The following is a 14,790-nucleotide window of genomic DNA, read 5'->3' on the forward strand; positions in this document are numbered from 1 at the left end:
CACCTACAAACCACCCCAGGCAGGTGCACCCCGCCCGCGAACCACCAGCAGGTCCGCTCAGCTCTCGGACCCGCCCCGAGCACCCGCGCCCGCCCGCACCCCAGGCACCACCAGCCCGACGCCACCAGCCAACCCACCGACGGGAACGGCCAACACGGCGACCGGAGCGGCGAACACGGTGGGCGGCGGTGCACCGGTCGTTGGGGAGGGTGTCGTCGTCAGGTCCCGGTGTTCCGCAGGGCGGTGGCGATCCGGCCGGCCGCCGTGACGGCCACGTCCTCCGGTTCGACGAGCAGCGGCAGCAGCACCACGCTGTCGCTGCCCACGGCGTGCAGCTCACGCACCCTGGCGACACACCGGTCCAGGTTCCCGCACACCGCGAGCTGGTCGATCCACTCAGGACGCAGTCGCTCCGGAGACACCGTCTCGCCGCCGGGCTGGAGCAGGTCCAGCAGCTCGGCGCCGAACGGCAGCGGCCGCAGGTGCGGCGCGGCGCCGGGCGAGAGCGACGCGGCCACGTCGGCCCGCGCCCGTGAGCGGGCGCGGGCCGGGTCGTCGTCCAGCGCCAGCCAGTTGTACGTCACGAGCGTGTGCCGCGCGGGCACGTCCGGTCCGCTCCGCCCGCGCTCGACGGCCTCCAGCGCCGCCCGCACGTACTCCGGCGCCGCCGGCTCGGCGAGCACGGTCCCGTCGGCGGCCCGGCCCGACACGGCCAGTGACTTCGGCCCGCGCACCCCGGCCAGCACCGGCGGCACCACCGCCGGCGGGAACTCCAGCTCGACGCCGTCGAGCCGGACGTACCGGCCTTCCGTCGACACCCGCTCCCCGGCCAGCAGCCGCCGGACCGCGACCAGCGTCTCCTCCAACGCCGCCAACGGCGAGGCCGGGTAGGCCCCGATCTGCCGCATCCACGACGGCACCCCGTGCCCGAACCCGGTGACCAGCCGGCCGGGGTGCAGCTCCGCCAGCGCGGCGAGCTCCATGGCCGCGATGGCCGGGTTCCTGGCGACCGCGGGCAGCACGCCGATCCCGACGGTGACCCGGTGGGTGGCGGCCAGCACGGTCGCCGCGGTGCTCAGCGCCCCGGCGTAGAAGCAGTCCTCGACCACCCACACCTCGTCCAGCCCGGTGCGTTCGGCCCGCCTGGCCAGCTCGACCAGCCGCGCGGCCGGCAGCTCACGGGGAACCCGCACCCCCAGGCGCGGTCCGGGTTCGGTCACGGCGTCCTCCTTCTCCTCGACAGTGGACATCGACAAAGTGGACATCGACAAAGTGGGCACAGCCACGGTGGACACGGCCACGCCGACCTCACGAGGTGAGCCGGCGCTGGACCCGCAGCAGGTACCCCGCGCGGTCGAGCGGATCGTGGTCGGTCCGCGGGCGGCTCGGCGGCGTGCCACGAACCGGGCGGTGACAACGGAAATCGGCGTCCAGCACGCCCTCGCCGTGGGTCAGCGAGGGAAGCCGGCGGCGCAAATCGTGCACCCTGACCGCGGGCAGCTCCCCCTCGATCCGGGCCTCCGTCCCGCGCCCGGTCGTGGCGTGCGCCGCCCCGCCGAGCCGCGCCAGCTCGCGCGCGACGGGCCCAACCGTGTCCGCCGGAACGTCGAGCCGGACCCGGTGGATCGGCTCCTCCACCCTGGTACCGGCCCGGCGCAGCGCGCTCGTCAGCACCAGCGGGGCGAGGTGGCGGAAGTCGCCGGCGGTGCTCGACATGCTCTTGTCGAATACTCCGTGGGAGTGGCTCTGCCGCGCCCAGTACCCGGAGTGCGTCATGGTCACCACGCAGTCCACGACCTCCCAACCGTGCAGGCCCTGCCGGAGCGTGCCCCGGACCGTCTCCTCGACCGCGCGGACGAACGCCAGCGGCAACGCGCCGAGCTCGACGCCCACCCGGAACTCCACCCCCGCGCCCGGCGGCGCCGGGTCGACCCGCAGCCCGACGGTGGCGAGGAACGGGTTGCCGTCGGCGCCGATCGTCTCCACCGCCTCCCCGGTGCCCACCGGTCGCTCGACGCAGATCGTCGTGGTCTCGCGGAAGGTGACGTCCACCCCGAACTCGCCGGCCAGCGTCGCCTGGATGACCTCCTTCTGCACCTCGCCGTAGAGCGACACCGCGATCTCCCGCCGGACGTCGTCCTGCCGCAGGTTGATCAACGGGTCCTGCTCGGCGAGCCGGGTGAGCGCGGCGTGCAGCGCCGCCCGGTCGGCCGGCCGGCGGGGCACGACGACCGTCTCCAGCGTCGGCGGTGCGAAGTGCCTGCCCGCGGCCGGCGGCGGGATGCCGACGGCGTCGCCGATCCGCACGCCGTCGAGCCCCCACACCTGGGCGATCCGGCCGGAACCGACCGACCCGGCCCGAACCAGCGACCCGTGCTCGAACACGCCGATGGCGGTGACCCGGCCGGACCGCCCCGTGCCGTCGGTGGCCGGCCGGCGGGCTGCCACCGAGCCCGACGGGCTTGGTCATCACCACCGCCCGAAACAGGGCGATCGACCGGCTGCGCCGGGAGGCCGCCCGCGCCGACCGGCACGCCGAGGCCGCGCTGGTGCACGGCCAGGACGACCCCGCCCCACCGTCCGAGGAGGCCGCCGTGCTCGCCGACCCCGGTCCCGGCCCGCCGGTGACGGCTGCGCGTTCCGGCTCACCCTGCCGCGGCACGACTCCGGCGCACGGTGAGGACGAGCAGGCCGATCGCGGCCGCGGCCAGCACCGCGTTGCCGGCGAGGTGCACGGGCTGCGCCCGGCCGAGCAGCGTCGTGAGCACGAAGCCGCCCCACGCGTAGGTCAGCAGGGCGCCCCCGGCGAGGGCCAGCCGGTGCCGGATTCCCCAGCCGGGCCGGCGCGACCAGAACAGCACCACGACGGCGGACACACCGGCCAGCACCACCCCGAGCGCCACCCCCGGCCAGGTCTCGTCGCGCAGGAAGAACACCCCGGACACCACGAACGCCAGCACCCCGACCAGCCACGGGCGCGGGGCCGGACGGGCGGAGATCGACCGCCGCCGGCGCGGGACGGCCAGTGCGCCGGCGACGAGCCCGGCCGCGACCACGGCGACCGTGGCCACCCCCGCCGCCGGGGCGTGCACGGTTCCCTGGTTCCACGCCCACACCAGGATCACCGCGGCGCCGATCAGGTACAGCCCGGCCGCGCCGGCCGTCCCCGCGCGGCCCAACCACGGGGTCTCGGCGCGCTCGGGCATCCACGCCTCGACGATCGCGATGGGCACGCCGATGCTCCACACCGCGTGCCCGACGACGAAGGACAACGCGTCGGCGGCGTTCAGGCCCAGCGCGGGCAGGTGTGTGGCGGCCGGACCGGGCTCGGCCCCCGCCAGGACCGGCGGGGCGAACAGCGACCAGTCGATCAGGCCGGCCTGCGGCAGCCCGTAGGCGAGCCCGAGGACGAGCATCGCGGGCCAGCCCCGCCCGGTCCGCCGGGCCACCTCACGGATGAGCAGCGCCCCACCGCCGTAGAGCGGCGCGAGGAGCGGCAGCGCCGGCAGCTCGGTGATCGGCACGTTGCCGAGCAGGTACTCACCCACCAGCGGGGCGAGCAGGACCAGCCCGAGCGCGGGCAGCAGCCGGGCGGTCATGCCGACGAGCTCCGCTCCGCGGCGACCAGCAGGACGACACCCAGCACGGCGACGCTCAGGTTGGCGAACACCTCGTAGCCCTGCAGGACGTCCACTCGCGGGAACACCTGCCGGTTGAGGACGTTGAGGACCGAACCCATGATCGGTTGGTAGGCCAGGCGGTCGATGGTCCCGCTGACGCCCATGACGAGCAGGACGAACCCGACCAGCTGAGTTGCCGAACGCATGCCGGCGACGCTAAACGGCGTGCCGGCGGGCGCGGATCGGTCACCGGCACCCGTTTCGGTGACGAAGGTCGCCCGTTCGCGGTGGCGGAGCCGACCAAGGTATCGCCGACCGCGACTTCGGTATCGCCCGGCGCCGATCCCCGCGCGCGAGCGGCGAGGCGTGCGTAGGTTCTGCGGGCATGGAGGTTCCGACCACCCGCCGCTCCCGGCCCGGCCTACGGGACTGGCTGGTGGACATCGGCCTGTTCCTGCTGGCCGTGCTCTACGGCGTGCTGATGAGCGACGCCCGGCTCCAGGCGGGGCACCTGCCCGAGCCGGCGTGGCTGTTCGACCTCGACCAGATCGTCGGCGCGCTGGGGTGCGCCGCGCTGTGGCTGCGCCGGCGCTGGCCGGTGGGGCTGGCCGTGGCGCTGGTGGTCGTGTCGACCTTCGCCGAGTTGGTGGCCGGCGCGATGCTGGTGGCCCTGTTCACCGTCGCCGTGCACCGGCCGCCGCGCACCACGCTGGCCGTCTACACGTTGAGCGTGCTCGCGGCGCTGGGCTACGTCCTGATCCGGCCGGAGCCGGGGGAGTCCCCCGCGCTGCTGTGGGTGCTGGGCGTCGCGGTCCAGGGCGCCGCGGTCGGCTGGGGACTGGTGATCCACCACCGCCGCCAGCTCGTGCTCTCGCTACGCGACCGCGCCGCCAGGGCCGAGACGGAAGCCCGGCTGCGGGCCGAGCAGGCCCAGCACCGCACCAGGGAGGCCATCGCCAGGGAGATGCACGACGTGCTCGGCCACCGGCTGTCCCTGCTGAGCGTCCACGCCGGCGCGCTGGAGTACCACCCGCACGCCCCCGCCGAGGACGTCGCCAGCGCGGCCGCGGTGATCCGGAAGTGCGCCCACCAGGCCCTGCAGGACCTGCGCGAGGTCATCGGCGTGCTGCGCGCGCCGGTCGGCGAGCTGCCCCAACCCACCCTCGCCGACCTGCCGCGGCTCCTCGGCGAGGCGGAGCGGGCCGGGACGGGGGTGGAGCTGCGTGACGACCTCGACGACGCCGCGCCGCCGGAAGGGACCGGCCGCACCGCCTACCGCGTCGTCCAGGAGGCGCTGACCAACGTCCGCAAGCACGCGCCCGGTGCCGCCGTGTCCGTGCGGCTCGCCGGCATGCCGGGCCGGGAGCTGACCGTGGAGGTCGAGAACGGCCCGCCTCCGGCCCCTCCCACCCCCGACACGTCACCCGGCCAGGGGCTGGTCGGACTGGCCGAGCGGGCCGCGCTGGCCGGCGGCCGGTTGGAGCACGGCACCACCGCCACCGGCGGGTGGCGGCTCGCGGCCCGGCTACCGTGGCCGGTATGACACCCGACGAGCCGGGAACGGTCGGCGTGCTCGTCGTCGACGACGACCCGCTGGTCCGGGCCGGGCTGACGATGATGCTCGGTGGCGCCCCGGACATCCGGGTGCTCGGCGCGGCCGGCGACGGCACCGAGGTGCTGCCGCTGGTCGACCAGCACGCGCCGGACGTGGTGCTGATGGACATCCGAATGCCCGCAATGGACGGCCTGGCCGCCACCGAGGCGCTGCGCGCCCACCGGCCCGCGCCCGAGGTCATCGTGCTGACCACGTTCGACGCCGACGAGCACATCCTGCGGGCGCTGCGCGCCGGTGCCGCCGGGTTCGTCCTCAAGGACACGCCGCCCGAGGAGATCGTGACCGCGATCCGCCAGGTCGCGCGGGGGCAGCCGGTGCTCTCCCCCGCGGTGACCCGGCGGCTCATCGCCAGGGTCGCCGAGAGCGGTCAGGACGAGCGGCGGCGGCGCGCCCGGCAGCGGCTGGCCCCGCTCAACGACCGGGAACGCGACGTCGCCGTCGCCGTCGGGCAGGGCCGGTCCAACGCCGACATCGGCGCGGTGCTGCACCTCGGCGTGCCGACGGTCAAGACGCACGTGTCGAGCATCCTCACCAAGCTCGGCCTGAACAACCGGGTGCAGATCGCGCTACTGGTGCACGACGCCGGGCTGCTGCCCGAGGAGGGGTGAACGGGCGCGGGCGAGGATCTGCCGCACCACCCAGCCGTTGCTAGCGGACCTTCGTGCCGTGGTCGGGGCTGAAGCTCGGCTTCCCGGCGTAGAACTCCTCACGGCTGGCATGAAACATTTCTGGTGATCATTTCAGGCGTATACCTGGGATGATGTTGGACATTTCCCTCAGCGATGGCCTAATGGGGTGATTGTCGCCCACCAAAAAGTGAGGGCCAGTCACATTGACCGTGGCGGGACTTACCCGGAATGAGCCAAACGGGTGTCCGGGGTTGCCCTCGCGATGGGACGATCTTAATGTCGGTCAGGCCATTAAATGGCCAGTGTGGTCGCAATGGTTTTCGAACCAGGGCAATGAAAAGAAAGGACCAATCTCATGTCATCCGAGCGAAGAGATGTCTGGACGAAGTTACGTATTGCCGCGGTGGGTCTGCTCGCGGCCCTGTCGTCCCTCGTGGTCACGGGCAACGCGCAGGCGGACACCGGCGCCCAACAGGTGGACGTTCCACCGGTGTGCAGCGGCGGAACCGACAAGTACACCTTCCACCAGCCGGGCGACTCCACCAATCCCGGACTGGACCTGGTTCCGAAGCCCACCAAGTTCAGCGGAAGCTCGCAGACCTACAGCACCTGCACGGCCGCGGCGAACGGCGCGACCAAGTTCTTCCTGAAGAGCCTGTCCGGTGAGGGCAACCTGGCCTGCACGGTCAACGCCAACACCACCGGCACCGCCGAGATCCACTGGCTCCGCGACGAGAGCGGGACCGTCGCGGCGAAGAGCCACGGCGAGGTGATCAACCTCGTGATCGACGGCGCCTCCAAGGAAGTGAGCGTCCGCATTCGGGTGGAGAGCGGCGCCTACGCCGGTCACATCCTGGTCCTGAGCTACACCTCCACCGCCGACACGCGGGAATGCGTGTCGCCGGACGGCATGAAGACGGTGTTCGGCCTGCTGAAGGCAGTGACCGTCGTCTGACTCCGGATTCCGTCGGTGGGCGGCGGCCCGGAACCCCTGTTCGCCGGCCCCCGCGGCCCTTCGGTTGCCCGCCACCAGTCAAGGGAGTGGTCAGCTAAAGGGCCGCGGGCACAGGTGCGTCCCACCGGGGAGAGAAACCGTCAGCAATTTTCCGACCCAGGTCACGGAAAAATGTTCACCAAAGCTCCGCTCAACCGGGCGCGGGTCTCGCTGGCAATCGTCGCCGTGCGAATTCTCAGTCTCCGCGTGGCGGGCACTCCATGAACACGTTCTCGGGGTGGACGGGACGCCGACCGGGACGAGTCGACGATCCGGGCGCGGGAACTCGGTCAGCCCGCGGTGAGCCGGCGCGTCCTCCTGCACCGGTGCCCGTCCGCCGGGACGCGCCGCAGCTCGGCGCCGGGAGCCGCGTCGACGACCGTACTCCCGGACCAGCGCCCGCCTCGGTCAGCATGGGACCCGATCGGAGGACGGGCTTGCCCCGGTGGCACGTGACTATCCTGGGCCGATGCTGCACCTCATCCCGAACCTCGGCCTCGAGGACACCATCCGGTTCGAGGGCGAGGCGTACGGAGCCGGCGTCTCGTTCTTCGCCGTCGACGCCGAGCCCGGTGACACCGTGGCGTTGCACCGCCACCCCTACCCGGAGACCTGGGTGGTCCGGTCCGGGCGGGTGCACCTCGACGCCAACGGCCAGCAGGCCGAGCTCGGCCCCGGCGACATCGTGGTGGTGACCACCGGCACCCCGCACCGGTACACCGCGATCGGGCCGGACCGGCTGGACATGGTGTGCATCCACGACGCCGGCCGGGTGTCCACCACCTGGCTGGAGCCCAGCGAGCGGGACGGCTGAGCGGTCAGCCCGCGCGGAGGAACGCGACCAGCTCCGCGGTGAGCCGGGCCGGGGCGTCCTCCTGCACCAGGTGCCCGGCCGCCGGGATGAGCCGCAGCTCGGCGCCGGGGATCGCGGCGGCGAGCTCGCGCCCCTTCGCCGCCGGGATCCAGGTGTCCTCGGCGCCCCAGCACACCAGCACCGGAAGGTCCAGCTCGCCGTAGCGATCCTGCACCTCGTCGGTGTACCGCTGGTCGGCCTGGGCGACCTGCCGGTAGAACGCCGGCTGCCCCTCCGGCCCGAGCCACGGCTCGACCAGGGCGTCCAGCGTCTCCGGCCGCCAGCCGCGGTGCGCGGCCGACCGCACGTACTCCCGGACCAGTGCCCGGTGCAGGTCGGGCGGCAGCCGCTCGAACACCGCGGCGTGCTCGCGGACCAGGCGGAAGAACTCGCTGCCCCACGGCCGCAGGGCGACCGGGTCCACCAGCGCGAGCCGGCGGTAGGTCGCGCCGTGCAGCAGGGTGGCCCGCAGCGCCACCGCGCCGCCGAAGTCGTGGGCGACCACCGACGGCGCGGTCAGCTCCCAGTGCGCCAGCAGCGCGGTGAAGACCTCGGCCTGCCTGGCCAGCGACACGTCCTGCTCCGGCCGCATCGTCGACCGCCCGTAGCCGGGCATGTCCCACACGAACACCTCGTGCGTGCCGGCCAGTGCCGCCGCGACGTCCCGCCAGACCAGCGACGAGAACGGGGTGCCGTGCAGCAGCACCACCGGCGGTCCGGCACCGAACCGGGCCCAGCGCACCACGTCACCGGACGTCACGAACTCCTCGGGCAGCGTCCAGCCCACCGTCCCACCTCCTTGCGTAACCGGCAAAACCAGAACGATGGTAACAAAATCGCCTTTGTACGGATCTTGTACGCGGCCGCGTTCCACTGGTCGGGAGTTCACTGGGGACTGCTGGGGAGGACACGTGATCACGAAGGACGGCGGCCGGGAGCGGGGAACCCGATGAGGGACCTGCTCTGCCTCGACCGGATCGAGCAGGCCGAGACGCTGTTCAAACCACAGCGGGTGCGGGTGCTGCGGCAGCTCGCCGAGCCGCGCTCGTGCCGGGAGGTGGGCGAGCGGCTGGAACAGAGCCCGCAGCGCGTCTACTACCACGTCAAACGGATGCTGGGCGCCGGGCTGGTGGCCCAGGTCGGCGAGCGCCGGGTCCGCGGCGTCAACGAGGGCGTGTACCAGGCCAGCGCGCGGTCGTACTGGCTGTCGCCGAAGGTGGTCGGGGCGATCGGCGGGGAGCGGGTGGCCGGCGAGATGGGCGTGGGCACCGTGCTCGACCTCGTGGAGGACATCCCGGCGGAGCTGGCCGCGCTCGGACAGGACGGTCGGGAGCTGCCCGCGCTCGGGTTGGCCAGGGAGGTGCGGGTGCCGCGTTCGCGGCGCCAGGCGTTCCTCGACGAGCTGCGGGCCAGCGTGCAGCAGCTGCTGGCCCGCTACGGCGACCCGGACGGCGACCTGGTCAAGCTGGTGCTGGCCTGCTATCCCGGGTCGGGTGAGGAGCCGGCGGCCCCACGGTAGCGCTCGGCGAGTCGGCCCCTTCTTCCACCGGCACCGGTGACTGGTCTGTCTACTTCGGGTGATTGGATCCCCACCCCGAAGCCCAAGTGTGTTGACGGGCACAGCGGCTTCGGATCGGGGTGGGGAGGGGAATGGATGATGGCCCCGCGTCTCGTGGGGCGTGCCTCAGTGCCTCAGTCAGTGCGGGAGCGGCGGGTGCTTGGTGTGACGTCCATCGCCGGGATGCGTTTCCCTGGAGCGGCCGCGCGGCTAGCCGGGGGTGCGTTCGGCTCGGCAGAGAAAGGCCACGGGGCGGCGACCGACCCTGGTCAGCACCACGCTCGCCTCCCCCGCGCCGCGCGGCTTCAACCGGCGGCGCAGCGCGTTGGGATCCACGTCCAGCCCGCGCACCAGGATCTCCACCCTGCCCACGTCGAACCGGCGCAGCGTGTCCCGCAGGCTCTTCTCCGAGTAGCCGCCGAAGTCGAGCACCCGGAACGCCCGCACCCCGGGCGGCGGCGCGTCACCGGTCAGGTAGGCGATCCGCTCGTCGAGCTGCCACAGCCCGTGCCGCGCCCCGTAGTGTCGCACCAGCCCGGCCCGCACCACCGCGCCGTCCGGGTCGACGATCCACTCCCCCGGCTCACCCACCCCGATGTCGTCCGGTTCGGCGTCGGTCACCGTCCACGCGGTGCCGTCCGGGCGCAGCACGGTCGCCCGCCGGGACACCGTCGCCACCGAGCCGCGCCACAGGCACGCCTCCCGCACCTGCCCGTCCAGCGACACCAGCTCCAGCTCGTCCACCCACGGCACCACCGAGGGGTCGATCCCCGGCGCGCACTTCACCACCAGGTCGCGCCCCGGGTAGGCGGCGACCAGCGCGTCCAGCGGGGGCGCGAAGTCGGCCGGTCGCCAGGTGCGCCGGCCGGCGGCGTCCCGGCGAGCCGGGTCGGCCACCACGACGCCGTCCCGGGACACCGGTCGCAGGGCGTCCGCCCGCACCAGCGCCGGCGCCACCCCGGCGGCCGCGAGGTTGTACCGGGCCATCGCCAACCGCACGGCGTCCAGGTCGGAGCCGAGGCAGCGGCCGCAGGTGCGCGCCAGCGCGACCAGGTCGGCGCCGATCGAGCAGGTCACGTCGTGCACCACCCGGCCGGCCAGCCGTTGCGCCCGGTGCGCGGCCACGGGCGTCGGCGTGGCCTGCTGCAGCGCGTCCGCCGTGTACAGCCACTCCCGCGCCCCGTCCAGCTTGACCGCGGCGGCGCGGCGGAGCAGCACGGTCTCCAGCACGGCCGCCGCGTGCTCGGCACCGGCGATCCGGCGGGCCGCCGCGACGTCGGCGATCCGGCTCGCGCCGGTCAACGGCAGGTCGGCACACGCGGCGAGCGCCCCGGCTCCCGCGGGCGAGCGCAGGAACGCGACGTCGGCCAGGGTGAACCGGTAGCCCAACCGCTCAGCGACCCCCGTTGGCCGGCTTCACCCCGGTGATCATCACGTTGTAGAACAGCTCGCGGGGCAGCACCCTGACGAGCAGCTTCCGGTCCACCGCGGACAGTCGCAGCCACGCCTTGTACGCGAACAGCCGCCACGCCAGGGTCAGCTTCTCCGATGGGACGGCCGCCTCGAACGTGCGGATAGGCCAGCCCACCAGCGCCGCGGCGAACTCCTCGGTAACCGCCCGCACGTCCCGGGCGCCGGCACGGCGCGCGGTACGTTCCAGGTCCGTCGGGTCGAACGTGTGCAGGTCCACCACGGCCTCCAGCGCCGCCGCGCGGGAGGACTCGTCGAGCTCCTCCTGCGGCCGCCGCCACGACCGCAGCGCCGGCAGTCGGGTGAGATTGGTGGTGAGCCACCAGGTGGCCTGGCCGAGCCGGCGGGCGTAGCGGTCGCCGATCTTCGTGGGCTCGCCGCAGAACACGAACCGCCCGCCGGGCTTGAGCACCCGCAGCACCTCGCGGAAGGCGGCCGGCACGTCCGGGATGTGGTGCAGCACGGCGTGGCCGACGACGAGGTCGAAGCTGCCGTCCGGGTACGGGATCCGCTCGGCGTCGGCGACCCTGCCGTCCACGTCGAGGCCGAGTCGCCGGGCGTTGCGCAGCGCCACCTCGACCATGCCCGGCGAGAGGTCGGTGACCGAGCCGCGCTCGATCACGCCGGCCTGCATCAGGTTGAGCAAGAAGAAGCCGGTGCCGCTGCCCAGCTCCATCGCCGTCGGGTACGGCTGGCCCTCGGTGCCGGCGACGGCGGTGAAGACGTCCCTGGCGTAGGAGATGCAGCGCTCGTCGTAGGAGATCGACCACTTCTCGTCGTAGGTGCCGGCCTCCCAGTCGTGGTAGAGCACGTTGGCCAGCTTCGGGTCGGCGTAGGCCGCCCGCACCTGCTCGGCCGTGGCGTGCGGGTTGGGCGCCGGGTCCACGGGTGGCACCGGTGTGGCCGCGCTCTCCGTCATGTCCGCCTCACTCGCCCCGGGCCGGCCGGTGGTCGACGTCATCGCTCGGTCACCGGCCCTGGAAGGTGGCCTTACCGGGGCCGTTCTCGATGAACGACCGCATCCCGGTCTCCTGGTCCTCGGTGGCCCACAGGCTGGTGAACAGGGTGGTCTCCAGCTTGAGCCCGGTGCGCAGGTCGACGTCGAGGCCGCCGTCGATGGCCGCCTTCGCCGCCCTGAGCGCCACGGCCGGGCCGTTGGCGAACTGCGCCGCCCAGGCGTGGGCGGTGGTGTACACGTCGTCCGGCGCCACCACCTGGTCGACGATGCCGAGCGCGAGTGCCTCCTCGGCCTCCACGAACCGGCCGGTGAAGACCAGGTCCTTGGCCTTGCTCGGGCCGATCAGCCGAGCCAGCCGCTGCGTGCCGCCGGCGCCGGGGATGATCCCCAGCTGGATCTCCGGCTGGCCGACCTTGACGTTGTCCCCGGCGACCCGCCGGTCGGCGGTCAACGCGAGCTCGAGGCCGCCACCGAGGGCGTAGCCGGTGATCGCGGCGACCGTGGGCTTCGGAAGCTCCGCGACGACGCTCAGCGAGGCGGACAGGTCGGCGCCGAACGTCGACATCTCGACATAACTCCGGTCGGCCATCTCCTTGATGTCGGCGCCGCCGGCGAAGGTCTTCTGGCCGCCGTAGAGGACCACCGCGCGCACGTCGGCCCGCTCACCGGCCTCCCTGGCCACCTCGGCCAGCTCGGCCTGCACCTGGTTGTTCAGTGCGTTCACCGGTGGACGGTCCAACCGGATCGTGCCCACCCCGGCCTCGACCTCGAGCCGTACGAACTCGCCCACGCGTTCCTCCTCACGCACCGCCTACGTCGGACCCCTGCAGGCTACCGGTCAGTAGAGGTGGGGTCAGCGACGCCGGGCGAAGAAGCGCTCGCCGGAGCGCTCGAGCAGCAGGTCCTGCCCGAAGGTGCGGGACAGGTTCTCGCTGGTCAGCACGTCGTCGACGAGCCCGGCGGCCACCGCGCGGCCCTCGGCGAGCAGCAGGGCGTGGGTGAACCCGGGCGGGATCTCCTCCACGTGGTGGGTGACCAGCACCATCGCCGGCGCGTCGGGGTCCTGCGCCAGTGTGGCCAGCCGGGCGACCAGGTCCTCCCGGCCACCGAGGTCGAGACCGGCGGCCGGCTCGTCGAGCAGCAGCATCTCCGGGTCGGTCATCAGCGCGCGGGCGATCAGGGTGCGCTTGCGCTCGCCCTCGGACAGGGTGCCGAACGTGCGGGTGGCGAGGTGCTTGATGCCGAGCGCGCCGAGCAGCTCGTCGGCCCGCTCGGTGTCCATGCTGTCGTACCGTTCGCGCCAGCGACCGAGCACGGCGTAGCCGGCGCTGACCACGACGTCGCGGACCCGCTCGTCGGGCGGTACCCGGCCGTTGATCGCCGCCGAGGTGAAGCCGATCCGGGGGCGCAGCTCGAACACGTCCACCCGGCCGAGCCGCTCGCCGAGCAGATGGACGGTGCCGGTGGTGGGGTGCAGCTCGGCCGCGGCGAGCCGGAGCAGCGTGGTCTTGCCGGCGCCGTTCGGCCCGAGCACCACCCACCGCTCGTCGAGCTCGACCGACCAGTCGAGGTCGGCGAGCAAGGCGTTGCCGCCGCGCCGCACGCCGACCCCCGCCATGTGCACCACGAGATCGGCGAGGTCGGCGGGGTCGCTGGGCTGCGTCTGGCTGGGCTGGGTCGGCTCGCTCACGGGGCCATTGTCCCGACCGCCGCCGACCGCGTCACCACGCCCCCGGGTCCGGTGGCGCTCGCGGCGCCCGTCCACGAGATGGGAGCGGGGTCGCCGGGCGCGCCAGCTGTGGCAGCATCCGAATCGTGATCTCCGTACGGCCGCGTCGCACGCAGGGTGGGTTCTGGCGCGACCGCGTCGTGGACCTCCTGCTGGTCGCCTCGGCGCGGTGTCGCGAGCGGTAGTCCCCTCGACACCGTTCGCACGACCTTTCCGGAGTATCCCATGACCACGTCGATCACCCCTGCCCCGCTCGAGATCCATCCCCGACTCGCCAGCGCGCTGCCCGAGCGACTCCTCCACCCAGGACGTCTACTGTGGACGCCCAAGGAGCTGGCCGAGCTGACCGGGACCGCGGCCGCCGAGCTGGCCACCCCGCTGCGCCGGCTGCTCCGGTTCGACGCCGAGCGGCGCTGGTGGGCGCGGCTCGCGCTGACCGACGGGGTGGAGGTGTGGCTGCTGTCGTGGTTGCCGGGGCAGCGGACCGCGCCACACGACCACGGCGGTGCGGCCGGGGCGTTCACCGTGTTGCAGGGTGAGCTCACCGAGGAGTACCGCTATCCCGGTGGGCCGATCCGGCAGCGCGTGCACGCCGCGGGGCGGCCGATCGGGTTCGGGCCGGGGCGGGCGCACCGGGTGGGCAACACGTTCGCGGCGCCGGCGGCGAGCGTGCACGCGTACTCGCCGCCGCTGGTGCGGACCCGGGAGTACTCGTCACTGGCGGATGTGCCCGCCGAGCCGCCGCCGGTGCCGGTGGTGCTGCCCCGGTGAGCGCCGTCGACGACCTGCTGGCCGCCACTCGGTCCACTCTGGATCGGGTGGCGCCGGCCGATCTCGTGCGGCTGCGGGACGAGGGGGCACTGGTGGTGGACATCCGGCCGGTGGCCGACCGGGTCGCCGAGGGCGAGATCCCGGGTGCGGTGCCGGTGGAGCGGATCCACCTGGAGTGGCGGCTGGACCCGTCGAGCCCACACCGGCTGCCCCAGGTGCGGGAGGACCGGGTGGTGGTCGTGGTGTGCAACGAGGGCTACGCCTCCAGCCTGGCGGCCGCCATCCTCCGCGAGTTGGGGCTGCGGCGGGCCACCGACCTGATCGGCGGGTTCCGCGCCTGGCGCGCCGCCGGCCTCCCCACCCGACCCGGCGGCACCCCACCGATCCCCTGATCTCACGAGCGACCGCCGCCCGGGCCGCCGCCCGGACCGCCGCCCGGACCGCCACCAGCACGCACCGAGTGGACCATTCAGCCCCGACACCACTCGACGCCCACCCGCCCCATGGGGGACGCGCCCATGTCCATTTTATCGGTGTTCGAGCTCGCGGAAGGGTGCCGGGAGAATCTGTGGATCACCAATGGGTGATGTGGA

Annotated in this window: 16 protein-coding genes and 1 pseudogene; 8 read left to right on the top strand and 9 right to left on the bottom strand. The window is 73.6% G+C overall.

Features of this window, described 5'->3' with window-relative positions; genetic code table 11:
• Positions 1-218 precede the first annotated feature (218 nt).
• Together BM051_RS05820 and BM051_RS05825 are read right to left on the bottom strand one after the other, a co-directional pair.
• Positions 219-1,250, bottom strand: a complete 1,032-nt coding sequence (locus BM051_RS05820; RefSeq protein ID WP_092528904.1) for an LLM class flavin-dependent oxidoreductase — start codon at positions 1,248-1,250, stop codon at positions 219-221.
• A 58-nt stretch (positions 1,251-1,308) separates the two neighbouring features.
• The gene (locus BM051_RS05825; protein WP_092528906.1) at positions 1,309-2,448 is read right to left on the bottom strand and encodes a translation factor GTPase family protein; all 1,140 of its coding nucleotides are present in this window, start codon (positions 2,446-2,448) and stop codon (positions 1,309-1,311) included.
• On the opposite strand from BM051_RS05825, the pseudogene BM051_RS29685 reads away from it, so the two are divergent.
• Positions 2,421-2,597: pseudogene (locus BM051_RS29685) on the top strand (RNA polymerase sigma factor); the annotation flags it as partial. The gene BM051_RS05825 and the pseudogene BM051_RS29685 sit on opposite strands and share 28 nt — an antisense overlap.
• A 48-nt stretch (positions 2,598-2,645) precedes the next feature.
• Here the strand turns inward: BM051_RS29685 and BM051_RS05830 are convergent.
• Entirely contained in the window at positions 2,646-3,599 is a 954-nt protein-coding gene (locus BM051_RS05830; RefSeq protein WP_092528908.1) for a hypothetical protein, read from the bottom strand.
• Positions 3,596-3,826 carry a hypothetical protein gene (locus tag BM051_RS05835; RefSeq protein WP_092528909.1) on the bottom strand — a complete coding sequence of 77 codons (231 nt, stop codon included), beginning with the start codon at positions 3,824-3,826 and terminating at the stop codon, positions 3,596-3,598. Before BM051_RS05835 ends, BM051_RS05830 begins: the two co-directional genes overlap by 4 nt.
• A 179-nt stretch (positions 3,827-4,005) precedes the next feature.
• Here BM051_RS05835 and BM051_RS05840 point away from each other — a divergent pair, with 179 nt between their 5' ends.
• From BM051_RS05840 to BM051_RS05855, 4 genes are all read left to right on the top strand, one after another.
• On the top strand, positions 4,006-5,163 hold the full coding sequence (locus BM051_RS05840) for a sensor histidine kinase (protein ID WP_092528910.1): 1,158 nt from the start codon (positions 4,006-4,008) through the stop codon (positions 5,161-5,163).
• Positions 5,160-5,843, top strand: coding sequence for a response regulator (locus BM051_RS05845; protein WP_092528912.1), 684 nt, complete (start codon positions 5,160-5,162; stop codon positions 5,841-5,843). The genes BM051_RS05840 and BM051_RS05845 overlap by 4 nt, the downstream gene beginning before the upstream one ends.
• 376 nt (positions 5,844-6,219) lie before the next feature.
• On the top strand, positions 6,220-6,819 hold the full coding sequence (locus tag BM051_RS05850; RefSeq protein WP_134045849.1) for a hypothetical protein: 600 nt from the start codon (positions 6,220-6,222) through the stop codon (positions 6,817-6,819).
• A gap of 508 nt (positions 6,820-7,327) precedes the next feature.
• On the top strand, positions 7,328-7,672 hold the full coding sequence (locus BM051_RS05855) for a cupin domain-containing protein (protein WP_092528916.1): 345 nt from the start codon (positions 7,328-7,330) through the stop codon (positions 7,670-7,672).
• A 4-nt stretch (positions 7,673-7,676) separates the two neighbouring features.
• Here BM051_RS05855 and BM051_RS05860 read toward each other — a convergent pair whose 3' ends face one another.
• Complete coding sequence (locus BM051_RS05860; protein ID WP_092528918.1) at positions 7,677-8,498, bottom strand: alpha/beta fold hydrolase; 822 nt, start codon at positions 8,496-8,498, stop codon at positions 7,677-7,679.
• A 162-nt stretch (positions 8,499-8,660) separates the two neighbouring features.
• Here BM051_RS05860 and BM051_RS05865 point away from each other — a divergent pair, with 162 nt between their 5' ends.
• Positions 8,661-9,230: a winged helix-turn-helix domain-containing protein gene (locus tag BM051_RS05865; protein ID WP_092528920.1), complete on the top strand. Its 570-nt coding sequence runs from the start codon at positions 8,661-8,663 to the stop codon at positions 9,228-9,230.
• Between the two features lie 249 nt (positions 9,231-9,479).
• Here the strand turns inward: BM051_RS05865 and BM051_RS05870 are convergent, their stop codons facing one another.
• From BM051_RS05870 to BM051_RS05885, 4 genes are all read right to left on the bottom strand, one after another.
• Positions 9,480-10,658: a THUMP-like domain-containing protein gene (locus BM051_RS05870; protein WP_092528922.1), complete on the bottom strand. Its 1,179-nt coding sequence runs from the start codon at positions 10,656-10,658 to the stop codon at positions 9,480-9,482.
• A gap of 4 nt (positions 10,659-10,662) precedes the next feature.
• Complete coding sequence (locus tag BM051_RS05875) at positions 10,663-11,658, bottom strand: class I SAM-dependent methyltransferase (protein ID WP_092529610.1); 996 nt, start codon at positions 11,656-11,658, stop codon at positions 10,663-10,665.
• A 49-nt stretch (positions 11,659-11,707) separates the two neighbouring features.
• Positions 11,708-12,487, bottom strand: a complete 780-nt coding sequence (locus tag BM051_RS05880; protein WP_092528924.1) for an enoyl-CoA hydratase/isomerase family protein — start codon at positions 12,485-12,487, stop codon at positions 11,708-11,710.
• A gap of 63 nt (positions 12,488-12,550) precedes the next feature.
• Positions 12,551-13,315: an ABC transporter ATP-binding protein gene (locus tag BM051_RS05885; RefSeq protein ID WP_092529611.1), complete on the bottom strand. Its 765-nt coding sequence runs from the start codon at positions 13,313-13,315 to the stop codon at positions 12,551-12,553.
• Positions 13,316-13,651: 336 nt separating this feature from the next.
• On the opposite strand from BM051_RS05885, the gene BM051_RS05890 reads away from it, so the two are divergent.
• Both BM051_RS05890 and BM051_RS05895 read left to right on the top strand, forming a co-directional pair.
• Complete coding sequence (locus BM051_RS05890; protein ID WP_092528926.1) at positions 13,652-14,197, top strand: cysteine dioxygenase; 546 nt, start codon at positions 13,652-13,654, stop codon at positions 14,195-14,197.
• Positions 14,194-14,589 carry a rhodanese-like domain-containing protein gene (locus tag BM051_RS05895; RefSeq protein ID WP_092528928.1) on the top strand — a complete coding sequence of 132 codons (396 nt, stop codon included), beginning with the start codon at positions 14,194-14,196 and terminating at the stop codon, positions 14,587-14,589. Before BM051_RS05890 ends, BM051_RS05895 begins: the two co-directional genes overlap by 4 nt.
• The last annotated feature ends 201 nt before the right edge of the window (positions 14,590-14,790 follow it).

The organism is Amycolatopsis arida, assembly GCF_900115565.1.
Taxonomy (GTDB): domain Bacteria; phylum Actinomycetota; class Actinomycetes; order Mycobacteriales; family Pseudonocardiaceae; genus Yuhushiella; species Yuhushiella arida.